Source organism: Pseudomonas sp. BIGb0164 (genome assembly GCF_024810135.1).
Lineage (GTDB): Bacteria > Pseudomonadota > Gammaproteobacteria > Pseudomonadales > Pseudomonadaceae > Aquipseudomonas.
The window spans coordinates 71,301-95,760 of sequence record NZ_JANUEA010000004.1 but is presented as its reverse complement, the minus strand read 5'-3'; the positions used below and the strand labels follow the sequence as shown (position 1 = coordinate 95,760).

The following is a 24,460-nucleotide window of genomic DNA, read 5'->3' as shown; positions in this document are numbered from 1 at the left end:
GCAGGCAAGCCAGCTCCCACATTGGGTTTGTGTGTATTCAGTTAGAAGGTGTAATCCGCCGTGACGAAGAAGGAGCGCGGCTCGCCCAGGATCCACTGCTGGCCTTCGTTGTATTGGCTGACGGCGTAGGTGCGGTTGAACAGGTTGTTCAATTGCAGGCCCAGGGTGGTGTTGCGCAGGGCCCTCCACGACACCGTCGCGTCGACCACGGTGTAGCTCGGTATTTCGTTGGTGTTGGCGGTGTCGGCGAAACGCGAATCCACGTAGCGCACGCCGGCGCCGGCGCGCACGTCGTCGGTCACGGCCTTGCTCAACCACAGGTTGGCGGTGCGGCGCGGCACGTCGGTGGGGCGGTTGCCGTTGCGCGACACCGACTGGCCGTCGACCACTTCGGAGAAGTCATCGTATTGCGCGCGCACGATGGCCGCGTTGGCTTGCAGTTGCCAGGCGTCTGGCAGTTGCAGGTCGAGGCTGGCTTCCAGGCCGTTGGACGATTGCTGGCCGACCTGTTCCTTGAGGTTCGTGCCGGGGATGCTCACCAGCAGTTTCTTCTTCACGATGTGATAGGCCGCCAGGGTCCATTCTCCGCGCTGGTCCCAGAAGGATTGCTTGAGGCCGACCTCGGCCTGTTTGGCAGTGGACAGGCCGAATTGCTGCTGGCTCGGGCTCAGGGTGATCAGGCTGCCGACGCCGTCGGTGCTGGTGGCGTACTGGCCGTAGACCGAGGTGTCGGGGGTGAGCGCATAGACCAGGCCGGCCTTCCAGTTGTTGCCGGTGAGGGTCTTGTTGGCGTCGTTGTGCTCGGGAGTCAGGTCCTGATTGTCGATGTGCAGATAGTCACGGCGCACACCGGTGATCAGCGACAGCTTGTCGGTGAGTTGCAGGCGGTTCTCGGCAAAGCCCGCCAGCTGTTTGGTGGTGCTGACCGACTGCGGGATGAACGGGTCGGCGCTTTCGAAAGGCTGTGGCACCGGGTGGTTGATGTCCACCGGCTGGCCGCTTGCGGTGGCGTCATCGAACGGCGCGTTGCTCGCCAGGCGGAAGCGAATGCGGTTGTACTCGGCACCGACCACGGTCTGGCTGTCGAGGCCGAACAGGGTGTGTTTAAAGGTGAAAGTCTGGCGGTCGCCGACCTGTTCCTGGTTGTGCTTGATGCCCAGGTAGCTCTGTCGCACCAGGCCGCCGTCGACGTAGTTGTAGCTCTCGGCGTTCTGCCAGCGACGCTGGTTTTTCAGGTACGACAGCTCGTTGGTGGCGGTGACGTTGTCGTTGATCTGCCACTCGCTGGTCAGGCGCGTCCACTGGTCGTTGTAGTGCTGGATGGCGTCGCTGACGTTGTAGTTCTTGTCCCGCAGGCCTTTGTGCAACTGGCCGTTGATCAGCGGCGTGCCGTAGTCGTTCTGCGGGGTCTGGTCGCCGTAGTCGTGGGCCAGGGTAAAGCTCAAATTGTCGGCCGGTTGCCAGCGCAGGGCACCGCTGACGAAGTCGCTGGACGAGTCGCCCCGGTCGATGAAGCCGTTGCTGCGCAGGCGGTTGACGTTCAGGCGATAGCTCAGGGTGTCGGTCAGCGAGCCGCCACTGTCGAGGGCTTGCTGTTGGCGATCGTAGGAGCCGTAGCCCAGGCGGACGTGGTTTTCGATCTCGCCTTCAAACGGCTTTTTCGCGATGGTATTGATCACCGCACCGGTGGCGCCCTGGCCGTACATCACTGAGGCGGGGCCGCGCAGCACGTCCACCCGTTCCACCGACCAGGTGTCCACCGGGAAGGTGGAGGTGCCGGCGCCGTCGAACATGCGCTGGCCGTCGTACAGCTGCAGCACCGAGCTTTGCCCGGTAAACCCGCGGGCCTGCAACGAGGTGCCGCCGTCGCCCGGCGTGCCGGTGCGGGTGATACCGGTGGCGCGGGAGATGGCGTCCTGCACGCTGGCATCGCCGCGCTCGCGGATCTTTTCACCGGTCTGGCTTTCGACGCTGCCCGGGGTTTGCCGTGCCGTGAGGTTCAGGCGTGAACCGGCGGTGGTCGGGGTGTCCAGGTCGATGCGTTCTTCATCGACGGCCGGCGCGGTGATGGGGCTGACGGGCAGGGTCAGGGCCTGGGCGCTGTTATGCAGGGCGAGCAGGCACACGCCGGACGCAAGGTACTTGTTCATCGGTCGATCAGTCTTCTTGGAGGGATGCTCGCCGCGAGGCGCGGCGAGCAACGATAACGCAGAAAGTGTTATAAGTTAACACTTATTGGCTGCGGGACAAAAGTCGCGCAAGGCTACAGAAGGCCTCTGCCATGGGCATCTCGCAGGGTTCATGCAGAACCTGAGGCAGATTCATGTTGGCCGAAGAAGCGTGACAGCACTAGGCGATCCAGTGCCCACACCACGATCAACGAGGCGCCCACCAGCGGGAAAACAATCGCCAGCGCCAGCATGATCACCATCGCGGTTTTCCATTTCGGCAGGTCATGGCGCAGCGGTGGAACACCCAAGCCGCCGGCCGGGCGACGCTTCCACCAGATCACCACACCGCTGACCGCGCTGAGCAGAATCATCAGGCAAATCAACAGCACGATCAGCTGATTGACCCAGCCGAACATCTTGCCTTCGTGCAGCATCACGCCGGTTTCCGTTGCACGGGCGACCGTGTTGTAGTGCTCCCAGCGCACATCGGCCAGCACCTTGCCGGTGTACTGGTCCACGTGCAGGGTGGCGTCGTTGCGTGGGTCGTTGGCGAACACCGCGACGGTGAACACACCGGTGGCGGTGGTCGGGAAGGTGATGCTGTAGCCCGGCTCGACCTTGCGTGCGTTGGCCAGGTCGACCACCTGTTGCAGGCGCACGGTCGGCGCGGCCGGACCTGAGTGCATGGCGCCGTGGTTCATGTGCTCGGCGTGGTCGCCGGACATCGGCATCGGCGTGTTTTCCAAGGCCCACGGCACGGTCTGTTGGCTGGCAGTATTGAGGATGCGCGCCTGCTGGTCGGACTGCGGCACGTTGTTCCACATCGCCGCCGGGAAGGTGTTCCACAGGTCGGCGTACTGCTTGCCCCAGAAGCCGGTCCAGGTCATGCCACTGAGCAGCATCACCAGCAGGAACGCGGCGCCCCAGAAGCCGGCGACGGCGTGCAGGTCACGCCAGAACACGCGGCCGCGGCTACTGAAACGAGGCCACAGCACGCCTGCCGACGACTTGCCACGCGGCCACCACAGGTACACGCCCGACACCACCAGCATCACACCCCAGCCGGCAGCGAGCTCCACCAGACGATCGCCAACGGTGCCGATCATCAACTCGCCGTGCAGGGCGCGGGCGATGGCTTGCAGGTTGTACTTCGAATCCTGCTCGCCGAGTACCGTGCCGCGATAAGGGTCGACGAACACTGTCACTTCGCGGCCTTCCTTGTGCATCACGAACTGCGCGCTGGCGGTGGCGTCGGCCGGTGGCAGGTATTTGCTGATGGCGGCGTTGGGGTAGGCCGCTTTGGCGCGTGCCAGTTGCTCGTCGGCGGTCAGGGCATGTTCAGCGGTTTGGACCTTGAGCAGGTCGCCGTACATCAGCGGGTCGAGCTGGGGTTTGAACAGGTAGATGATGCCGGTCAGGGCCAGCAGCACCATGAAGGGGGCAACGAATAGCCCAGCGTAGAAATGCCAGCGCCAGGCCAGGTTGTAGAAGGAAACTTTTTGAGTGGTCATCAGGGTGCTCCGCAAGGCTTTAAAAATTGTTGTCAGTTATGCCGCCATCGCGGGCAAGCCCGCTCCCACCTTTGAATGTATTCACAAATCAAAGGTGGGAGCTGGCTTGCCTGCGATGCTCTTAGAAGCTCATATCCACCTTGGTCCAGAGCGTGCGCCCTGGCTCCTTGATGGCTTGCGGGTCACTGGCCGGGTAGCCGAACCCGGCGTTGCCGGCCAGGTTCAAGTGCTCGGCATAGGCCTTGCCGAACAGGTTGTCGACGCCGGTGCTGACCTTGAAATGTTTATTGATGCGGTACGCCGCGTTCAGCGAGAACACGCCAAACCCCGCACTCTTGTCGAAGTCCTTGCCGACCACGTTGCCCTTGTTCTGATCAATGCGGTGTTGCGCCGCGACCACCCGCCACAAGGCGCCGGCGCTCCAGTCGTCTTCGCTGTAGGTGAGGCCCAGGCGCGCGTCCAGCGGCGGCATTTGCGGCAGCGCCTTGCCGTCACTGCTGTTCTTGCCCCAGGCGTAGGCGAGGGTGGCGTCGGCTTTCCAGTGGCGCGTCAGCTTGTACGCCGCGCCCAGTTCGCCGCCCATGATGCGCGCGTCGACATTGCGCGCCTGGGAGGTGGTGCCCATCATCCCGGGCCGGTAGTCGAACAGGATGAAGTCCTGCACACGGCCGATATAGCCCGAAGCCCAGGCTTCAAGCGCTTCGGCTTTGTATTGCGCGCCAACGTCGAGTTGGGTGGTTTTTTCCGGTTTCACGCCATCGAACGCATTCACCGAACCGACCGCGCCGGTATTGGGCGAAAACAGCTCCCAGTAATCCGGGAAGCGCTCCGAGTGGCCCAGGCCCGCGTAGAGCGTGGTAGGGCTGTCGGCCAGGTCGTGCTCGTAGCGCACGAAGCCCGAGGGCAGGGTGTCGGCGCGGGTGTTGTCGGCCGTCGGGTTGGGGCGGGCGCTCATGCCGGAACCGGTGGTCTGCCGGAAGTCCTTGGCCGAGGCGCGGTCCAGTCGGGCACCGGTGATCAGGCGCTCGCGGTCGGCGGCGTACCAGGTGAGTTCGCCGAACACGCCGTAGTTGTGGAAGTTGGCGTCCTTGACCCGGGGCAGGTCCTTGTAGGTGTCGATGCCCATGCTGCTGCGCTGGCGGTGTTCGTTGGTCTGGGCATCCAGGCCGCCGATCAGCTGCACATCGGCCCAACGCCAGGTGGCCTTGATGCGAGCGCCGAGGGTGCGCCGGTCGACGTTGGACGCCATCGGCCCCGCCATCATCCCGGTGCCGGACGGAACGCGCAGGCTGTAGTTGTCCATCACGTGGTCGGCGTAGTTGTAGTAGACCTGGGCTTCGACCTTATCCAGCACCTCGCCGAGGTTGGACTTCTCAAAGCGCAGCCCGAGGCTCTCGCGCAGAAACTGCGAGCCGTCCATGCCGCGCCCGGCGTAACGGGCTTCGCCATCGCCACGGCCGGCCGTGAGTTCCAGCAAGGTGTCGGCGTCGGGGGTGAAGCCGACGGCGACGTCGCCGTTCCATTTGTCATAGCGCGAGGCGACGGTGTCGTTGTTGCCGTCCTTGTAATCGTCGGCATGGGCCTGGTTGCCGATCACGCGCACATAACCCAACGGGCCGCCGGCCGCGGCATCGATCACCTTGTCAAAGCGCCCGTTGGAACCGGCCAGCACACTGGCGTTGAGGCGCGTGCCCAGCTCGCCGAACTGCTCCGGCTCACGCTCGAACAGGATGGTGCCAGCTGACGCACCGGGGCCCCACAACACGGTTTGCGGGCCTTTGATCACGGTGAGCTTGTCGTAGGTTTCCGGGGAAATGTACGAGGTGGGCGCATCCATCCGGCCCGGGCAGGCGCCGAGCATCATGCTGCCGTTGGTGAGGATGTTCAGGCGTGAACCGAACATGCCGCGCAGTACCGGGTCGCCATTGGTGCCGCCGTTGCGCACCAGGGCAAAGCCGGGGATGGTTTTGAGGTAGTCGCCGCCATCGCTGGCGGGCACCGGCTGGCGCGGGTCTTTCGGGTGGGTGACCACGGTGAGCGGTGAGCTGGGGGCGATCGCCGTGATCACGGTAGGGCTCAGTTCGTGTTCGTCGGCATACACCTGTGGTGCCAAAAGGGCGCCGCACAGTACGGCGACCACGGGAGTGCTTCCCAAACGGGTGTCAGCAGAAAACCTGGACATGACAAATTCCATCAATCAATCGTAAACAACACGGCCAGCAGCCTGCGGCTGTCTGTCTAAAGTCGGCCGGGGTGAAGTAACGCTGTGAAGTGCTTACGCGTTGATGGGCGGGGCGCGACTGCGGGCGCCGGGGAAGATGCTCTGCCGGGCATGGCCCAGGCGCGTTGCGGGGGTGAGGGCGTTGGCGGGCGGCGGGCTGCCCAGGGTGAACATTGACGTGCCGCCGGGCAGCGCGGGGCAACTGTAGAGCAGGTCGCAATAGCCACACTTGGACCAGAGGGCGTGGTGTTCGTCAGGGGCTTTGGGGTGATGGGTGTTGCCATGGTCCATCGGCATGTCCATGGACATGCTCATCGACATACCGGCGTGATGATCCATCGGCATCGCTTGGGAAATCAGCGGACCGATAAAGATCATCAGCATGGCGAACAGGCTGATCCACCCGCCGCGTCTTACACGGGCGTGTGGAGAGAACCTGGCGCGGGGGGCGCCCATCGAATCTCAGCCTATTGCGGGTGCTTGTGCGCGTGGCCGGCCATCGGGGGTACTTTCTGTACCGACACTTCCACCTCGACCTTGCCGGCTTTTTCGAAGGTCAGGGTCAGCGGGAATTGTTTGCCGTCGGCCAACAGGCTGCGGTCTTTGAGGCCCAGCAGCATCACGTGATACGCCATGGGTGCGAAGGTCAGGTCACCCTTGGCCGGCACGGCGACGCTGGGCACTTGCTGCATCTTCATCAGGTCGCCCTGCATGACGTGTTCGTGCAGCTCGGCCTTGTCCGCCACCGGCGTCTCGACGCTGAGCAGGCGGTCCGGCGTTGCGCCGGTGTTGTGAATCACGAAATACGCCGCGACGGTGGGCGCGTTGGGCGGCAACTCCTGGGACCAGGGCTCGCTGACCACCAGGTCGCCGGCCTTGTAGTCATCGGCATTGGCAGCACTGAACACCGGCAACAACATCGCAGCCAGAAGCAGGGAAGATTTGAGCATGGCAGTTCTCCAGAACGGTTCTAAACGCAGTTCACTTGCGAAGAAATCAGACCGTTGGAGAGGCGCGCGGGTTGAGGCTCGGCCATTGCTGGCGCGGGGTCGGGCTTAGCAGCCGGGGCGGCGGCAAGCTCTGTGAGGTGTTGAATTGGGTGAGGTACAACTGCGGCACATGCCCCGGCAGCGCCACCAACGGCGCCGAGCCCGAGCAACACCAGCAATGCTGCATGGTGGAGTGGTCGTCCTGCTGCGGCGCCGGGATCTCCAGCTTGCCCAGGGCAATCGTCTTGAAACTCGCCCCATTGGAGGAGCAGAAACTGCCCCACAGCAATTGCTGCACCGGGTCCTGGGACTGCTGCATCGCCCCGGCCATCGGCATGGCAAAGGCGTTGAACAGCACTGCAAAGCAGGCGATCCACACAATTGCAAAGCGTTGACGGGCCATGGCGGACAATCCGTAGGGTTAAACGATCAGGCGGGTATTTAGCCTGATCGTAGGGGATAAGTAAAAAGGGGCGGTGTGGTTTGGTGTCGCAGCTGCTGGTTTCAGGATAGACGGGAACTGAGAGGTTGCCGATCTCAAAGGCAACGCAGCTCTAAATGTGGGAGCGGGCTTGCCCGCGATTGCGGTACATCAGTTATAGATGAGTTGGCTGACAGGACGCTATCGCGGGCAAGCCCGCTCCCACAGGGGATTTCAGTGGTGTTTACAGCGTGGTGATTGCCTGCAGCACCGCAGCCACGTTGGTGAACTCCCGATCCACCGCTGCCAACACCGGCCGCTTCAAGACAAGCACCGGTATTCCAAGCTCTCGCGCCACTTCCAGCTTCGGCTCCGTCGCGGTGCTGCCGCTGTTCTTGCTGATCAACACATCAATGCCGCGTCGCTCAAACAACGCACGCTCGTCCTCGATCAGAAACGGCCCGCGCGCGCCGATCACTTCACACCGGTCATTCCCGGGGTACACATCCAGTGCGCGCAGCGTCCAAAACTGTTCGACGGGGATTTCGTCGAGGTGCTGCAACGGCTCGCGCCCCAGCGTGAACAGCGGGCGCTTGAAAGGTTTGAGCGATTCGATCAACGAAGCCCAATCACTGACCTCTCGCCAATCATCTCCTGCCTGCGGCTGCCACGCCGGGCGTCGCAATGCCCAACAAGGCACGCCACCCAGTTGCGCAGCTTCGGCCGCATTGCGGCTGATCTGCGCCGCATACGGATGAGTTGCATCGAGAATCAGGCCAACCCCCTCATCCCGAACAAACTGCGCCAAGCCCTCGGCGCCACCATAACCACCGACCCGCACTTGGCAGTTCAGATCGGTCGGCACGCGCCCAACGCCGGCCAGGCTGTAGATATGTTCCGGGCCCAAAGTGCGGGCAATGGCCAAGGCCTCAGTCACGCCACCCAGCAACAGAATGCGCTTCATAGCGGCTTGACCACGTCCAGCAAGGTGATCGGCAACGCCTGCCGCCACGTATCAAACTCCCCCAGCGGCTGCGCCTGGGCCACGTGGATGCGCGTCAGTTCGCCGCCATGCCGGGCGCGCCATTCCATCAAGGCCATTTCACTTTGCAGGGTTACAGCATTGGCAACCAACCGTCCGCCTGGTCGCAGCTGTTGCCAGCAGGTGTCGAGCACGCCGTCGCGGGTGACGCCACCGCCGATGAAGATGGCATCCGGTGCTTCCAAACCTTGCAGCGCGTCCGGCGCCTTGCCGCGAACCAGCTGCAGCCCGGGCACACCCAGCGCATCGCGGTTGTGTTCGATCAAACCTTGGCGACCTTCATCGGCTTCAATCGCCACTGCGCGGCAACTGGGGTGAGTGCGCATCCATTCAATGCCGATGGAGCCACTGCCCGCGCCCACATCCCACAGCAATTCGCCGGGCATTGGCGCGAGGCGGGCGAGGGTCATGGCGCGTACGTCGCGTTTGGTCAGTTGGCCGTCGTGTTTGAAGGCCGAATCCGGCAAACCGGCCAGACGTGACAGGCGCACAACCTGCGGGTCAGCCACGCAGTCGATCGCAACCAGGTTCAAATCGGCGACGCAAGCGTGTTGCCAATCTGCAGCCTGCCCATCGAGACGCCGCTCATTCGCGCCGCCCAGGTGTTCAAACACAGAAATGCGGCTCGGCCCAAATCCGCACGAAGCCAACAAAGCGGCAATCAACGCCGGGCTGCGACCGTCATTGCTCAACACCAACAACCGCACGCCACTGGCCAGGTGCGCATTCAGCGCCGCCAACGGCCGAGCCACCACAGACAACGTCACCACGTCCTGCAACGGCCAACCCAACCGCGCCGCTGCCAGCGATACCGACGACGGCGCCGGCAAGATCAGCAACTCATCCGCCGCCACCTGCCGCGCCAGGCTCGCGCCCACGCCATAGAACATCGGATCGCCGCTGGCCAGCACACACACCGGTTCCCCGCGCCGCGCCAGTACCGGTTCCAGGGAGAAAGGGCTCGGCCACACCTCACGCTCGCCGCGAATACACACCGGCAACAGGTCCAACTGGCGCTGAGCACCTATAATCCGCGTGGCGCGCAGCAGGGCATGCCGGGCATTCCTGCCCAGCCCCTTGAAGCCGTCTTCACCGATGCCTACAACCGTCAGCCAGGGCGACATATGAATTCCTTGAACGACATCCGACGGGCAGGCTTTTCATGCCGCCGGACAAAGCAGGCATAATACCGCGCCTTTACCCGTCAACCGGTAGCCCCGTGAACCAGACGCCCGCTGTGAATACCTTGCGCCCCTCGGCTTGTCCGGGGTTGCTGCGTATTGTCCAGGCGTTGGACGGCGGCATTTGCCGGATCAAATTGGCCGGTGGTTCCATCACCGCCGCCCAAGCCCACGCGGTGGCGGACGCGGCGCAGGCCTATGCGGGCGGGGTGATCGAGGCCACCAACCGCGCCAACTTGCAGATCCGCGGGATTGGCGCCGAAGAAGACGCCTTGATCGCGATGCTGTTGGCCGCAGGCCTGGGGCCCAATAACGCCGCCGGCGACGATGTGCGCAACCTGATGCTCAGCCCCAGCGCCGGCATCGACCCGCAGATGCTGTTCGACACGCGCCCGCTGGCCGAACAGATCCTGAATACCCTGCAGAACCACCCGCGTTTTCACGAGCTGTCGGCCAAGTTCGCCGTGCAACTGGATGGCGGCGAAGCCCTGGCGATGCTCGAACATCACCATGACCTGTGGCTGTCGGCGTTCGTGCGCGATGGCCACACGCTGCTCGCGTTTGGCCTGGCCGGTTGCCCGGGGCTGGATGCGCCGGTGGCCGCCGTGCCGTTAGATCAAGGGCATGCTCTGGTGGTGGCTGTGCTGGAAGCGTTTCTCGACCTCGCCACGCCCGAGCAAACCCGCATGCGTCATCTGGCTGTGGATAAGTTATTGAGCCTCCTCAATCTGCCGTTGCTGCCGCCGGATGGCTTCAAACGCCCGTCCAGCAGCGCTTCGCTGCACCTCGGCACTTATCCACAAGCGCAAAAGAATCTGTTCTACGTCGCGACCATCGCGCCCTTGGGCCGCCTGGATTCGACGATGCTCAACGGCGCCGCACAACTGGCCAACGAATACGGCGACGGCACCCTGCGCTTCACCCCTTGGCAGGGCGTGCTGCTGCCCAATGTCGAAAAACCGCAGGCCGTGACCGAACGCCTGGCGCAACTGGGCTTCCTCTGTTCAGTCGACCAACCTCTGGCGCGCATGACCGCCTGCACTGGCTCCAGCGGCTGCGGCAAGGCACAGGCCGACACCAAGGCTGACGCCATGCAACTCGCCGCCCTGGACACCGGGCACGACGTGCACCTGTCTGGCTGCCTCCGTTCCTGCGCCGCCGCACACACCGCGCCGGTGACCCTGCTGGCCGTGAGCCCTGGCCACTACGACCTCTATTTTCGCGATGCCGCCTACCCAGGCTTTGGCCGGCTGCACGCGCGCACCCTTTCTATTGAAGCGACGGGCGCCTTGCTGCGCGCCCGCCCACGGAGCAACACCGATGATTGATTACATCCGCGACGGTCAGGAGATCTATCGCAACTCCTTCGCCATTATTCGCGCGGAAGCCAAGTTGGACCGTATCCCGGCCGATTTGGAAAAACTCGCGGTGCGGGTGATCCATGCCTGCGGCATGGTCGAGGCCATCGACGGCCTGCAATTCTCCGAAGGCGCAGGCAAGGCCGGGCGCGATGCGCTGGCGGCCGGCGCGCCGATCCTGTGCGATGCGCGGATGGTCTCCGAAGGCGTGACCCGTGCGCGCCTGCCCGCCAACAACGCGGTGATCTGCACCCTGCGCGACGACAGCGTGCCGGAGCTGGCGCGTGAGCTGGGCAACACCCGCTCCGCCGCCGCCCTGGAACTGTGGCGCCCGCACCTGGAAGGCAGCGTGGTGGTGATCGGCAACGCGCCAACCGCCTTGTTCTACCTGCTGGAAATGCTCGACGCCGGCGCACCGAAACCGGCGTTGATCCTCGGCTTCCCGGTCGGGTTTGTCGGCGCCGCTGAATCCAAGGCGATGCTGGCGGCCGACAGCCGTGGCGTGCCGTTCGTGATCATGCAGGGCCGCCTGGGCGGTAGTGCCATGGCCGCCGCTGCGGTGAATGCTCTGGCCACGGAGGTCGAATAATGCAGGCACGCGGACGTTTGATCGGCCTGGGCGTGGGCCCTGGCGACCCGGAACTGATCACCCTCAAGGCCCTGCGCCTGCTGCGTGAGTCGCCGGTGGTGGCGTACTTCGTGGCCAAGGGCAAGAAGGGCAACGCCTTCGGCATCATCGAGGATCACCTGGTGCCCCAGCAGACCCTGATGCCGCTGGTGTACCCGGTGACCACCGAAGTGCTGCCCGCGCCGATGTCCTATGAGCAAGTGATCAGCGATTTCTACGACGCGGCCAGCGTCGACGTGGCAGCGCACCTGGACGCCGGCCGCGACGTGGCGGTGATCTGTGAAGGTGACCCGTTCTTCTACGGCTCCTACATGTACCTGCACGACCGCCTCGCCGAGCGCTATGAAGCGCAGGTCATTCCGGGCGTGTGCTCGATGCTCGGCGGCGCTTCGGTGCTGGGTGCGCCGCTGGTGTACCGCAACCAGAGCCTGTCGGTGCTCTCGGGCGTGCTGCCCCATGACGACCTCAAGCGCCGCCTGGCAGACGCCGATGCGGCGGTGATCATGAAGCTCGGGCGCAACTTTCCCAAGGTGCGCCAAGTGCTGGAAGAGCTCGGCCTGGCCGGGCGTGCGCTGTATGTGGAGCGCGCCACCATGGCCAATCAGAAGATCGTGCCGCTGGATCAGGTCGATCCGTCGTCGTCGCCTTACTTCTCGCTGATCATCGTGCCCGGTGAACGGTGGCAAGGTTGATGAGCCCGGCGATTGTTATTTTGGGCCAGGGCAGCCTGGCCACTGCGCGCAAGATCCAGCAGGTTTACCCGGGCGCACTGATCCATGGCCTGGCGGGCCGTGTCGAGGGCGCAGACCAGGTCTATGGCGAATTCGGTGCGACCCTGCGCCAGCTTTATCAGCAAGGCACGCCGTTGATTGCGCTGTGCGCGGCCGGCATCGTGATTCGTACCCTGGCGCCGCTGTTGCTGGAAAAAGGCGAAGAGCCTGCCGTGCTGGCTGTGGCCGAAGACGGCAGCGCCGTGGTGCCGTTGCTCGGTGGCCTGGGCGGTGTGAATGTCATGGCGCGGGAGATCGCTGCAGCGTTGAACGTGGCCGCAGCAATCACCACCAGTGGCGAGCTGCGTTTCGGCACCTGCCTGCTCAACCCGCCAAGTGGCTATGAGTTGGCCGACCTGGAACTGGGCAAGCGGTTTGTCTCGGACCTGTTGGCCGGCGAAAGCGTGCGGATCGAAGGCGCCGCGCCGTGGCTGGACCAGGCGAACCTGCCACAGGATCAACAGGCACGTTTGGCGATCCATGTGGGCAGTGCCGAGCGCGTGCCTGCGGCCAACGAGTTGCTGATCTATCCAAAGAATGTGAGCGTGACCTGCAAGCCAGGCGCGCAACTGGCAGAGCGCGTGCGGGCGGTGCTGCATGACGCGGGTATCGCGGTGCAATCCCTGGCGTGCCTATTGGCGAGCGATACGCAGATGGCCGATGCGTCGTTGCATGAAGCGGCGTTGGCACTGGGTGTGCCGCTGCGTTTTGCCAGCGTCAGCCAAGACGCCGATATCGTCATTGATGTTGCCGAGCAACCGCTGGACCTGTCCCGAGTCGGTCGCGTGCGTGGTCGTCTTGCGGTGATTGGCCTGGGCCCTGGCGCCGCCGAGTTGATGGTCCCGGCCGTCAAGGCTGAACTGGCGCGCTGCACCGATGTGCTGGGCTACGAAACCTATGTGCGCATGGCCGGGCCGTTCCGTGACGATCAGGTGCAACACTGCACCGATAACCGTGAAGAAATGCAGCGTGCGCGTCACGCCTTCGAGCTGGCGGCCCAGGGCCGTTCGGTGGTGGTGGTGTCGTCCGGCGACCCAGGCGTATTCGCCATGGCCGCTGCGGTGATCGAGGCGTTGCATGAATCCAGCGACCCGGCCTGGCACCAGGTCGACCTGGAAATCCTGCCGGGTGTTTCGGCGTCCCTGGCCACGGCTGCACAGGCCGGTGCGCCGTTGGGTCATGACTTTTGCGTGATGTCACTGTCGGACAACCTCAAGCCATGGGCGATCATCGAAAAGCGTTTGGATTTGGCGTCCCAGGCCGACCTGGCGCTGGCGTTCTACAACCCCATCTCCCGTTCGCGCCCGTGGCAATTAGGCCGCGCCCTGGAAATCGTCGCGCTGCACCGCACGCCTGAAACGCCGGTGGTGCTGGGCCGCGACATCGGCCGCCCGGGGCAGACCCTGCGGGTTACCACGCTGGGGCAGCTGACCCCGGAACAGGTGGACATGCGCACCATGGTGCTGATCGGTTCCTCCACCACCTGCGTGTTTCCACGTGCCGGTGGCGGTGAGTGGGTATACACGCCGCGTTGGTACGGTGAAAAACCGGCGTCCTGAAACGCTCCGGCCACTGCCAGAAAGCTCCGAATGGTTGAGGGATTTTCCTGCTGTCATTCGGGGCTTTTTCTTTTTTTGCGCGATGAAAGCCGGAAGGCGTGCGCGAACGCCACGGGATTGCTGGACGATGCTGTTTCAGGTGCGCAGGCAAGGGATGTTTGTTGCGTGGAAAGCCCGGCCGCCGCTGGACTAGTGTGAACACAAGCCCCATGTGGGGCGCTTGTGGAGAATGGAAAATGGAGCGACATCACAAAAGGACCTTCAGTGCGAAGCGGCGCAAACTGATTGCCGCCTACAAACTGCCCGGCGCACCGGGAGCCAGTGCTTCCATGGCGCTGGATACCGAGGACGATAGCAATGCAGCCGTGGTGAACAATGGGGTGATCTCGTTTGTCGAGGGCATGTCTGCCCTCAACCGCGAGTACATCCGCAAGAGCTACCTGCTTGCCAGCAGCTACGTCAGCGATGTGTTGAAGGTCCATCGCGGTACAGAGCATTGGTACGATGAATTTATCAAGGTGATGATCAGCCTGGGCTGGCTGCCGGTGCGAAGCCGCTTCGAGCGCGTCTCGAGTTCCGGCAAGGGCCTGACGGTGCAACTGGCGGCCCTGAACATGATTGCGGCGCTGCTGGCTTCGACCTCTCTGGCCGGGCCGCTGTTGGCAGCACTGCCCAAATTGGCGGCTGACGCGCTGGAAGCGCTGAAGCAGCAACCGGCCTCGTTCGAGTTGTTCAAGCGTAACAGCACGGTGCAGCAGGGCGGCGATTTCGGCCTGGCGTCGTGTGCCGAAACCGCAGGGGAAGTGACGATGGTGCTGGTGACGTACAGTTCCCACGGCGTGAGCAAACAGGTGGGCCTGCCCTTTTTGGAGTGGGACAGTTCCTCGTTCGAGGCCTTCAGCGGGCAGACCTGCCTGGTGCTGAATACCTCGGTGGTCAATGAAAAAACCCTCCGGCTGATGCGCGAGAGTGCGGGCGACAAGGTGCAGTTGGCAATCGCCCAATACCGGATCTAGGGCACCAGGTAGCCGCGAACCCCGGTAAAGATAATTTGCGCGGCCAGGGCGCAGACGAACAGGCCCATCAGCCGGCTGACGATCTGCAAGCCCTGGTCGCCAAGAATGCGTTCGATGCGGTTGGACAGGTACAGCACTACACCCACAGTGAAGCTGGCGAGCGCGATGCTGAGGATGGCGGTGATCTTGTCATCCCAGTGGGGCTGGCTCACGCCCATCACCAGCAGTGCACCGATGGTGCCGGGGCCGACGGTAAGGGGGATGGTCAGCGGTACGATGGTCACGTCTTGCTGCACGTTGTCGGTTTGTACCGCTGACTTGCCTTGGGCCATGCCCAGGGCCGAGATGAACAGCACGCTGCCGGCGCCGATGCGGAACGCGTCCACGGTGATCCCGAACACGCTGAAAATGACCCGGCCGAACAGGTAGAGCAACACGCTCGACACCAGGGTGGCCAACGCGACTTTCCAGGCCAGGCGCCGGCGCTCCTTGCTGGAGTAACCACGGGTGAGGCTGATAAAACAGGACAGCACGAAGAACGGGCTGTAGAGCACCAGCATTTTCAGGTAGACGCTGAATAACACGTGGAGCATGGGGGCGGCTCGTTGGGGATAAGTGTGGAGAGTCTATCAGGCGACACCGATCAAATGTGGGAGCGGGCTTGCTCGCGAATGCGGTGTGTCAGTCAATGCGTTTTTAACTGATCCACCGCATTCGCGAGCAAGCCCGCTCCCACATGGGGGTTGTGTTTCAGGTTAAGAGGGGGCGTGTTCGGGGCGCTGCTGGCGCTGCGCGACCCAGAACTCCACCAACTCGCGCAGCTGCGACAGTTCCACCGGCTTGGCCATGTGCCCGTCCATCCCGGCCTGGCGTGCGCGTTCTTTGTGTTCCGAGAGGATGTGCGCCGTCAGAGCCACCACCGGGGTGCGGATACGCTGGTGGCTGACTTCCCAGGCGCGCAGCTGTTGGGTGGCCGAGAAGCCATCGAGGATCGGCATTTCACAGTCCATCAACACCAGGTCGTAACGCTGGGCCTTCATCGCTTCCAACGCTTCCTCGCCGTTGCTGGCGGTGTCCGGGTTGAGGTTGAGCTTGCCGAGCATGCCACGGATCACCTTGGTGGAAATGCTGTTGTCTTCGGCCACCAGGATGCGGAAATCGCTGGGCACGGTGACGGCTGCCGGTGCGCTGAGCACCGGGCGCACGGGCACGCTGCCTTTGCTACGCTGGGTCAGTTCGTCGGCCAGGGTGGTCTTGAGGGTATAGCCGGCCACCGGTTTGGCGAGGATGCGCTTGATCCCGCAGTTGCGCGCGATGATCTTGCTCGGCGCGTTGCTGATGCCGGTGAGCATGATCAACAGGATGTCGTGGTTCAGGCTCGGGTCTTCCTTGATCTTCGCCGCCAGTTGCATGCCGGTCATGCCGGGCATGTTCTGGTCCAGCAACACCACGTCGAAGTAGTCGCGCAGGTGCGCCTTGGTGCGCAACAGCGCCAAGGCTTCCTTGCCCGAGGGGACGGCACTGACGTTGAGGCCCCAGGCAGAGCACTGCTGCACCAGCACCTTGCGGCAGGTGTCGTTGTCGTCCACCACCAGTACGCGCGCACCCTTGAGCGGGCCGTCGAGGTCGGAAGTGGGGTGCTCCAGGCGTTCCGGGTCCAGCGGCAGGGTCAGCCACAGTGTGCTGCCCTGGTGGCTGCCGCTCTTGATGCCGAACTCGCCGTTCATCAACAGGATCAGCTGACGGGCGATCACCAGGCCCAGGTGACCGCTCAGGCGTGTGGCCGACAGGAAATTCTTGCTGTGCAGTTCACTGTGTAACAGCGCTTCGCGCTCGGCGGTTTCCATCGGCAGGCCGCTGTCCTGCACGGCGATGCGCAGGCGTGGCTTGGTGCTGCGTTCATCAAGGGCGACAACGATCAGCACTTCGCCTTCATCGGTTTTTTGCAGGGCGTTTTCCAGCAGGCTCAACAGCGCCTGGCGCAGGCGCGTCGGGTCGCCACTGATGACACGGGGCACCTGGGGCTGGATAAAGCTGATGAGTTCGACGTTCTGCTGCTCGGCCTTGGCGCGGAAGATGCTCAGGCAATCTTCGATCAGCGCGTTGAGGTCGAACTGCACGTCGTCCAATTCGATCTGCCCGGATTCCAGCTTGGAGATGTCGAGGATCTCGTTGATCAGGGTCAGCAGCTCGTTGCCGGCGCTGTGGATGGTCTGCACGTAGTCGCGCTGCTTCACCGACAGCGGCGTGCCCAGCAGCAGTTCGGTCATGCCCAGCACGCCGTTCATGGGCGTGCGGATCTCGTGGCTGATCTTCGCCAGGAATTCGGCTTTGGCGGCGATCTCGGCATTGCTCGCGGCCAGGTCACGGCTGAGGCTGAAGCGCGCCTCGACAATCGCGCGCTGGCGTTCGCCCAGGGCCAGGCTCATCAGCAGGCCACTGAGGCAGATGAAGCTGAGCAGGGTCACGATCAAGCCTTGCGGCGCGACAAGCGTAAGGCCGAGCAGCGCAGGCAGGATGATCAGCGTGCCGATGTTGAACACCACCATCGCCGCCACGAACAGCCGTGCCGGGCGGTAGCCTTTTTGCCAGTGATAGGCCGACACAAACAGCATGCTCAAGCCGGCCAGGGCGACCAGCGCATAGGTGATGATGTTCAGTGGCAGGGTGTTGACGAACAACAGCAGCAGGCCACACAGCACGATAAACAGGATGTCGGCCATCAACAGCTTGTTCAGCGGATGAGGGCCCAGGGGCATGAAGAAGCGGTAGGCGAACATCAACCCGCACGGTGCGGTGAGCAACAAGGCCAGGTAGGCGCCTGGGGTTTGCACGGCGTGCCAGTTCGGCAGCCATGGGCCTACCAGGTTGAGCAGCAGCGCCAGGCTGAGCATCAACAGCACTTCGCACGCCGCCAGCCACAGGCTGCTGCGCGAGCGGTGATAGGCGAAGCGTGTGAGGTTGTGCAGGATCAACATCAACAGGACGCCAAACAGCAGCCCGTAGATCAACGTTTGGTTCTGGTCGGCAGCGGCCAGTACGGCGGGCTCCAGGGTGATGTAGGGGCGCAGTTCGTGCTCCGAGACCAGGCGCAGGTAGACCTCGAGGGGCCTTTGGCTCTGGGGCATCGGTAACATGAAGTCGCTGCTGGGCAGCGGGCGTTCCGCCTGGGGCTGGCGGGTGCCGGTGCTTTGCTGTTCCACCAGGGTGTCGCCGTCGAGCACGTAGAGGCTCAGGTGGGACAGGTCCGGGGCGAACACCCGCAGCACTTGCTCGTGCTTGCCAGGTTGCAGTTTGAAACGTACCCACAACGCGCCGTCCGGTTCCGCGGCGGTAATGCGGTCCAGTTCGATGGGGCTGAATTGGTTGGTGTAGCGGGCGGAACGGATGTCGCTCAGTTGCAGGTCGGCCTGTTCATCAAGCAATACTGCCCAACCACTGCCTTGTGCGGCGGCCTGGGCCGGGAACAAGCAGAGCAGTGTCAGCAGACTGACTGTGAAACCTATGGCGATCCTGAGCCAGCGCACGGCGAAATCCCTTCGTAGGTTGATGCACGGGTTAACTATGCGCGGGGCGACATGTGTACGGCAAGGGCCAGAGGCCCTTGCCTAACCGAACGGATAGCTACTCAAGTGTAGCTGTTCAGCTGTTCTCGCCACGTTCACGGGCAATGGCGCGGTAGCCGATGTCCTTGCGGTAGAAGCAGCCGTTCCAATCGATGGCTGCGGCCAGTTTGTACGCCTGTTGCTGCGCGGCGTCGACACTGGCGCCCATCGCGGTGGCGCACAACACGCGGCCACCGGCGGTCACCACCTGGCCATCCTTGAGCGCGGTGCCCGCATGGAACACCTTGCCTTCCAGCTTAGCAGCCGCGTCCAGGCCTTCAATTACATCGCCCTTGGCGTAGTCGGCCGGGTAACCGCCGGCGGCCAGCACGATGCCGACGCTCGGACGTGGGTCCCACTGCGCTTCGACCTTGTCCAGCGCCTGGGCGAGAGCGGCTTCCACCAGCAGCACCAGGCTCGATTGCAGGCGCAGCATCACCGGTTGGGTTTCCGGGTCGCCGAAGCGGCAGTTGAACTCGATGACTTTCGGGTTGCCAGCCTTGTCGATCATCAGGCCGGCGTACAGGAAACCGGTGTACACATTGCCTTCGTCGGCCATGCCGCGCACGGTTGGCCAGATCACCAGGTCCATCACGCGCTTGTGCACGTCGCTGGTCACGACTGGGGCAGGGGAGTAAGCACCCATGCCGCCGGTGTTCGGGCCGGTGTCGCCGTCGCCGACGCGTTTGTGGTCCTGGCTGGTGGCCATCGGCAGCACGTTCTTGCCGTCGACCATCACGATGAAGCTGGCTTCTTCGCCGTCGAGGAATTCCTCGATCACCACGCGCGAACCCGCATCGCCAAAGGCGTTGCCGGCGAGCATGTCGCGTACGGCGTCCTCGGCTTCCTGCAGGGTCATGGCGACGATCACGCCTTTACCGGCCGCCAGGCCGTCGGCCTTGATCACGATCGGCGCACCTTTTTCACGCAGGTAAGCCAGGGCCGGCTCGATCTCGGTGAAGTTCTGGTAGTCGGCAGTCGGGATCTTGTGACGCGCCAGGAAGTCCTTGGTGAACGCCTTGGAGCCTTCCAGTTGGGCAGCGCCTGCGGTCGGGCCGAAGCAGTCCAGGCCACGGCTGCGGAACAGGTCCACGACGCCGGCAACCAACGGGACTTCCGGACCAACGATGGTCAGGGAGACGTTTTTCTCGGCAAAGTCAGCCAGTTGTTCGAGGGCCAGGACGTCGATGGCGACGTTTTCGCACTTGGCTTCAATGGCGGTGCCGGCGTTGCCCGGGGCAACGAATACTTTCTGGACGCGTGGGTCCTGGGCAACTTTCCAGGCCAGGGCGTGTTCACGGCCACCGCTGCCAATGATCAAAACATTCATTTCAAAAACCTCAAATTCTGTAGGCGCTGCAGGAGCGCTTTTAAATGTGGGAGCGGGCTTGCTCGCGAATGCGGTGGGTCAGTGTTGAATGTGCCGACTGACACACCGCATTCGCGAGCAAGCCCGCTCCCACACAAGCCCGCTCTCACATCTCTATCGAGTTAGATCAGTGACGGAAGTGGCGCATGCCGGTGAAGACCATGGCGATGCCGGCTTCATCTGCAGCAGCAATCACTTCTGCGTCGCGCATCGAGCCGCCTGGCTGGATCACGGCGGTCACGCCGGCTTTTGCCGCATTGTCCAGGCCGTCGCGGAACGGGAAGAACGCATCGGAGGCCATGACCGAACCCACCACCTGCAAGCCGGCGTGCTCGGCTTTGATCGCGGCGATACGCGCCGAGTTCACGCGGCTCATCTGGCCCGCGCCGACACCGATGGTCTGGCGGTTCTTGGCGTAGACGATGGCATTGGATTTAACGTATTTGGCCACTTTCCAGGCGAAGATCAGGTCGTTGATCTCTTGCTCGGTCGGGGCGCGTTTGGTCACGACTTTCAGGTCTTGGCTGCCGATCATGCCGATGTCGCGGCTCTGTACCAGCAGGCCGCCGTTGACGCGTTTGTAGTCCCAGGCCGCAGCGCGGTCAGCCGACCACTCGCCACAGGCCAGCAGGCGCACGTTGGCTTTGGCGGCCACAACGGCACGGGCCTCTTCGCTCACGCTTGGGGCGATGATCACTTCAACGAACTGACGGTCGACGATCGCTTTGGCGGTCTCGGCGTCCAGCTCACGGTTGAACGCGATGATGCCGCCGAAGGCCGATTCGGTGTCGGTGGCGTAGGCCAGTTCGTAGGCCTGGCGGATACCGCCTTCGGCGTCCGGGCTCACGGCCACGCCGCACGGGTTGGCGTGCTTGACGATCACGCAGGCCGGCTTGACGAAGCTCTTCACGCATTCCAGCGCGGCGTCGGTGTCGGCCACGTTGTTGTAGGACAGCTCTTTGCCTTGCAGTTGGGTCGCGGTGGCGATGCCCACTTCGGCGGGCTTGGCCTCAACGTAGAACGCCGCGCTCTGGTGCGGGTTCTCGCCGTAGCGCATTTCCTGGGCCTTGATGAACTGGCTGTTGAAGGTACGCGGGAACTGGCTGCGGCCTTCGGTCGACAGGGTTTCAGCGGCTTGGTTAACCGTGCCCATGTAGTTGGCGATCATGCCGTCGTAGGCCGCGGTGTGTTCGAACGCCTTGAGCATCAGGTCGAAACGCTGGGCGTAGGTCAGGCCGCCGGCTTTCAGGCTTTCCAGCACGTTGGCGTAGTCGCTGGCGTTGACCACGATGGCCACATCTTTGTGGTTCTTGGCTGCCGAGCGAACCATGGTCGGGCCGCCGATATCGATGTTCTCGATGGCCGTCGGCAGGTCGCAGCCTGGCTTGTTGATGGTGGCTTCGAACGGGTACAGGTTAACGGCCACCAGGTCGATCGGCTTGATGCCGTGCTCGGCCATGATGGCGTCGTCGGTGCCACGACGGCCAAGGATGCCGCCGTGGATTTTCGGGTGCAGGGTCTTGACCCGACCGTCCATCATTTCTGCGAAACCGGTGTAGTCCGCCACTTCTACTGCGGCCACGCCATTGTCCTGCAGCAGTTTGAAGGTCCCGCCTGTGGAGAGGATTTCCACGCCAAGGGCTTCCAGCTCCCGGGCAAATTCGAGGATGCCGGTCTTGTCGGAAACGCTGATCAAGGCGCGGCGGATCGGCAGGCGGGTAGTCTGGTCGGTCATTTCAATTTCCATCAAAAGCAAAGGAGTCAGCAAAAAAGGCGACCGTTTTTTACGCGGGCGCCTTTCTGGTTTGATTGAATGCTTACAGCAAATCGTATTGTTTGAGCTTTTTGCGCAAGGTGCCACGGTTGAGGCCCAGCAGCTCACTGGCTTTGGTCTGGTTGCCCTTGACGTAGTTCATCACGCTTTCGAGCAGCGGCGCCTCGACTTCGGAGAGCACCAGGTTGTACACGTCCGTGACGGAAGCGCCCTCAAGGTGGGCGAAATAATTGTGCAGCGCCTTCTCGACACTCCCGCGAAGGGTCTGGCCTTCTTCGCTCGGCGTGTTGAGGTGCTGTTTCAAATTGACGTTGTCGCTCACGGGTGTTGTTCCACTCACTAAAGTCTCGGTCATCATCGTCATGCGGCCACCCCCTCTCCGTCCCCTGTCCCCAGGCTCTTGTAACGTTCGCTGAAGAACTCACGAACGTTGGCGCACTGTGCTTCCGTATCATCCAAACGATTGAAGTGGGCGCGAAACTCCCTGGCGCCCGGCAGGGTTGCGAGATACCAGCCGACATGCTTGCGAGCAATGCGTACTCCCATCACGTCCCCATAGAAGGCGTGCAGGGCGGCCAGATGCTCTAGCAGAATACGTTCCACCTCGATCAGCCCCGGTGCCGGCAAGACGTCGCCGGTACGCAGAAAATGCTCGATCTCACGGAAAATCCACGGCCGCCCCTGGGCGGCCCGGCCTATCAACAAACCATCGGCACCGGTTGCGTCGAGTACGCGCCGGGCTTTTTCGGCTGAGTCGATATCGCCATTGGCAAAGACCGGCATCGACACCGCCTGCTTGATCGCGGCGATGGTGTCGTACTCGGCTTCACCGGTGTAAAGGTCGGCGCGGGTGCGGCCATGCACTGCCAGCGCTGTAATTCCTGCCTGTTCGGCGATCTTCGCCACCGTCAGGCCGTTCTTGTTGTCCCGGTCCCAGCCGGTACGGATCTTCAGGGTGACCGGTACATCGACTGCGGCGACAACGGCCTGCAGGATCTCGGCAACCAACTGCTCATCTTTCAACAGGGCGGAACCGGCGGCCTTGTTGCAGACCTTCTTGGCCGGGCAGCCCATGTTGATATCGATGATCTGTGCGCCCAGCTCCACGTTGGCCCGGGCCGCATCCGCCAGCATCTGTGCATCACCACCGGCGATCTGCACCGAGCGGGGCTCGGGATCACCTTCGTGGATCATGCGCATGCGCGATTTGCGGGTGTTCCACAGGCTCATGTCGCTGGTGACCATTTCCGAGACTACAAGACCTGCGCCCAAACGCTTGCACAGCTGACGAAAGGGCTGGTCGGTGACACCCGCCATCGGGGCGAGGATCAAGCCGTTTTGCAATGTGTATGGGCCGATGCGTACCGCCGACATAGGACTTCCCTGTTGTGGGGCCGGATCATTAGAGTTCGAAAAAGGGTTGGCATGATACCCGCTCTCGATGACTGGATAAAGGCTGAATTGGATAAAATCTGAACAGTTATTTCTTTATCGCCGTCGGTTTGGTCGAGCGCGGCAAAGTCAAGATGCCGCCGTCAAACCTTCGTGCATGAACCGGTTCACTCGGGCGAGTGGAAGCTCAGGCTGTAATTCACGGCTTTGTTGCCTGGATCCAGGATATCGAGGGAGATGTGGATCGGTGTCTGCGATGGCATTTCGCTCACGCCGGCCAGTTCACCGTTGAGGTATTCGGCAGGCTTGAAGCGACGACTGGCAATCAGGTTGCCGTTCAGGTCGGCAAAGCGCAGCTCCAGCAGCGGGAACGGCTGGGAGAACGTGGCGCGGTTATAGATGATGGCGTCCACTACCAGCGCCCCGGCAAAGTCGGGGTGGCTGCGCACCACCAGGTTGCTGCTCTTGATATGGGCAATGTCCACCCGTGACGGCACCGTACAGCCCACTTTCGGGCACAGTTCCTGGAACCACGGGCGATAGGCGTCCTGGCGAGCCAGGTCGTCGAATTGATAGGCGATGTACTGGCCAGCGAGGCCGCCAGCAGCGATCAGCACCAGCAGCAGCCAGATCAGGCGGCGGCCCCAGCCCGACGGGCGTTTTTGCGCGTACAGGTGCAGGGGGTCGTCTTCGAGGTCCTGCAGCACATCGTCGTGAGCGCTGGCGGGGCTGCGTGCCCGCTGCTTGCGACGGGGCTGGGGGTGCTCTTCGGGCTCGGCGTCGTCCTCGTCGTGGGCGACGGGGCTGAAGGGCGGGTCGATATCTTCGTCATCCACGGTTGAGCGCAGGGTAGGCTCATCGTCGAGGTCATCGATGTGCAGCGACATGGACGGTTCGGTGCGCTGCTTGGCCGCAGGTGCCTTGGCCGGTTCAGGTTCGAGCGCGGGGTGGGCGGCGCGCTCTTCGGGCGGTTCGCTGAACAGGCTGGCAGCCCATTTCTCTTCTTCGGCCTTGACCGAGTCGCGGCTGGCGCTGAGGGGCTCTTGCTTTTGCCGACGATCGGCGCCCGGCTGACGCCGGTCTGCGCCAACGGGCAGGGTGTGCTGAATCTCGCGGCGTTCCAGCTTGGCCAGTTCTTCGTCCAGGTCCAGGTTGTCCAGGTCCAGCTCTTCGGCCGTCCACTGCTTCTGGCTGATGGCTCGCGGTGCCTGAGGGGCAGGCTCAGGCGCGATCTCGGGAACAGGTGCGGCGGCAACCGGCTTTGGTGTTTCCGGGGTCGATGTGCCGGCGCGCTGTTCCAGCAACTGGCGAACCGCGTTGAACACTTGCAGGCACGAGCCGCAGCGCACCACGCCACGGGCCACGCTCAACTGGGCGTGGCTGACGCGAAAGCGGGTCTGGCAATGCGGGCACTGGGTGACGAAACTGTCGGTCATGCGGCCATCCGATTCAG

General features: G+C 63.3%; 20 protein-coding genes. 5 read left to right on the top strand and 15 right to left on the bottom strand.

Annotation, left to right across the window (positions count from 1 at the left end):
* Positions 1 to 41 precede the first annotated feature (41 nt).
* From M2394_RS11910 to cbiE, 8 genes are all read right to left on the bottom strand, one after another.
* Positions 42 to 2,150 (bottom strand): TonB-dependent siderophore receptor, encoded by a 2,109-nt coding sequence (locus tag M2394_RS11910; RefSeq protein WP_259172621.1) that lies wholly within the window; start codon positions 2,148 to 2,150, stop codon positions 42 to 44.
* A gap of 149 nt (positions 2,151 to 2,299) precedes the next feature.
* Entirely contained in the window at positions 2,300 to 3,682 is a 1,383-nt protein-coding gene (locus M2394_RS11905; protein WP_178918428.1) for a PepSY domain-containing protein, read from the bottom strand.
* Positions 3,683 to 3,803: 121 nt separating this feature from the next.
* A complete protein-coding gene (locus M2394_RS11900) occupies positions 3,804 to 5,864 on the bottom strand; it encodes a TonB-dependent copper receptor (RefSeq protein ID WP_259172620.1) in 2,061 nt (686 codons plus the stop codon).
* A gap of 93 nt (positions 5,865 to 5,957) precedes the next feature.
* Positions 5,958 to 6,359: a DUF2946 domain-containing protein gene (locus tag M2394_RS11895; RefSeq protein ID WP_259172618.1), complete on the bottom strand. Its 402-nt coding sequence runs from the start codon at positions 6,357 to 6,359 to the stop codon at positions 5,958 to 5,960.
* Positions 6,360 to 6,370: 11 nt separating this feature from the next.
* Positions 6,371 to 6,853, bottom strand: a complete 483-nt coding sequence (locus M2394_RS11890; protein ID WP_176997065.1) for a copper chaperone PCu(A)C — start codon at positions 6,851 to 6,853, stop codon at positions 6,371 to 6,373.
* 46 nt (positions 6,854 to 6,899) lie between these two features.
* Positions 6,900 to 7,295 (bottom strand): DUF2946 domain-containing protein, encoded by a 396-nt coding sequence (locus M2394_RS11885; RefSeq protein WP_178918431.1) that lies wholly within the window; start codon positions 7,293 to 7,295, stop codon positions 6,900 to 6,902.
* Positions 7,296 to 7,557: 262 nt separating this feature from the next.
* A complete protein-coding gene (locus M2394_RS11880; protein WP_259172616.1) occupies positions 7,558 to 8,277 on the bottom strand; it encodes a cobalt-precorrin-6A reductase in 720 nt (239 codons plus the stop codon).
* Complete coding sequence (gene cbiE / locus M2394_RS11875; protein ID WP_178918434.1) at positions 8,274 to 9,479, bottom strand: precorrin-6y C5,15-methyltransferase (decarboxylating) subunit CbiE; 1,206 nt, start codon at positions 9,477 to 9,479, stop codon at positions 8,274 to 8,276. The genes M2394_RS11880 and cbiE overlap by 4 nt, the downstream gene beginning before the upstream one ends.
* Positions 9,480 to 9,517: 38 nt before the next feature.
* Here cbiE and cobG point away from each other — a divergent pair, with 38 nt between their 5' ends.
* The 5 genes from cobG (at position 9,518) to M2394_RS11850 (ending at position 14,867) form a co-directional block, all read left to right on the top strand.
* The gene (gene cobG / locus M2394_RS11870) at positions 9,518 to 10,864 is read left to right on the top strand and encodes a precorrin-3B synthase (RefSeq protein ID WP_259172614.1); all 1,347 of its coding nucleotides are present in this window, start codon (positions 9,518 to 9,520) and stop codon (positions 10,862 to 10,864) included.
* Complete coding sequence (locus tag M2394_RS11865) at positions 10,857 to 11,483, top strand: precorrin-8X methylmutase (protein WP_016972527.1); 627 nt, start codon at positions 10,857 to 10,859, stop codon at positions 11,481 to 11,483. The genes cobG and M2394_RS11865 overlap by 8 nt, the downstream gene beginning before the upstream one ends.
* Entirely contained in the window at positions 11,483 to 12,214 is a 732-nt protein-coding gene (locus M2394_RS11860) for a precorrin-2 C(20)-methyltransferase (protein ID WP_178918436.1), read from the top strand. The genes M2394_RS11865 and M2394_RS11860 overlap by 1 nt, the downstream gene beginning before the upstream one ends.
* Positions 12,214 to 13,851 (top strand): precorrin-3B C(17)-methyltransferase, encoded by a 1,638-nt coding sequence (gene cobJ / locus M2394_RS11855; protein ID WP_259172613.1) that lies wholly within the window; start codon positions 12,214 to 12,216, stop codon positions 13,849 to 13,851. The genes M2394_RS11860 and cobJ overlap by 1 nt, the downstream gene beginning before the upstream one ends.
* Before the next feature lie 236 nt (positions 13,852 to 14,087).
* Positions 14,088 to 14,867, top strand: coding sequence for a hypothetical protein (locus M2394_RS11850; protein WP_178918438.1), 780 nt, complete (start codon positions 14,088 to 14,090; stop codon positions 14,865 to 14,867).
* On the opposite strand, the gene M2394_RS11845 is transcribed toward M2394_RS11850, so the two are convergent.
* The 7 genes from M2394_RS11845 to M2394_RS11815 all read right to left on the bottom strand — a co-directional run bounded on the left by M2394_RS11845 (position 14,864) and on the right by M2394_RS11815 (position 24,443).
* On the bottom strand, positions 14,864 to 15,460 hold the full coding sequence (locus tag M2394_RS11845) for a MarC family protein (protein WP_032890615.1): 597 nt from the start codon (positions 15,458 to 15,460) through the stop codon (positions 14,864 to 14,866). The two genes, M2394_RS11850 and M2394_RS11845, sit on opposite strands and share 4 nt — an antisense overlap.
* 162 nt (positions 15,461 to 15,622) lie before the next feature.
* Complete coding sequence (locus M2394_RS11840) at positions 15,623 to 18,394, bottom strand: hybrid sensor histidine kinase/response regulator (protein ID WP_178918439.1); 2,772 nt, start codon at positions 18,392 to 18,394, stop codon at positions 15,623 to 15,625.
* A gap of 115 nt (positions 18,395 to 18,509) precedes the next feature.
* The gene (gene purD, locus M2394_RS11835; RefSeq protein ID WP_178918440.1) at positions 18,510 to 19,802 is read right to left on the bottom strand and encodes a phosphoribosylamine--glycine ligase; all 1,293 of its coding nucleotides are present in this window, start codon (positions 19,800 to 19,802) and stop codon (positions 18,510 to 18,512) included.
* 166 nt (positions 19,803 to 19,968) lie between these two features.
* Positions 19,969 to 21,576: a bifunctional phosphoribosylaminoimidazolecarboxamide formyltransferase/IMP cyclohydrolase gene (purH, locus tag M2394_RS11830; protein WP_178918441.1), complete on the bottom strand. Its 1,608-nt coding sequence runs from the start codon at positions 21,574 to 21,576 to the stop codon at positions 19,969 to 19,971.
* An 82-nt stretch (positions 21,577 to 21,658) separates the two neighbouring features.
* Positions 21,659 to 21,979 (bottom strand): DNA-binding transcriptional regulator Fis, encoded by a 321-nt coding sequence (gene fis, locus M2394_RS11825; protein ID WP_002555375.1) that lies wholly within the window; start codon positions 21,977 to 21,979, stop codon positions 21,659 to 21,661.
* Positions 21,976 to 22,989, bottom strand: coding sequence for a tRNA dihydrouridine synthase DusB (gene dusB / locus M2394_RS11820; protein WP_178918442.1), 1,014 nt, complete (start codon positions 22,987 to 22,989; stop codon positions 21,976 to 21,978). Before dusB ends, fis begins: the two co-directional genes overlap by 4 nt.
* A gap of 185 nt (positions 22,990 to 23,174) precedes the next feature.
* The gene (locus tag M2394_RS11815) at positions 23,175 to 24,443 is read right to left on the bottom strand and encodes a DUF3426 domain-containing protein (protein ID WP_259172594.1); all 1,269 of its coding nucleotides are present in this window, start codon (positions 24,441 to 24,443) and stop codon (positions 23,175 to 23,177) included.
* Positions 24,444 to 24,460 lie beyond the last annotated feature (17 nt).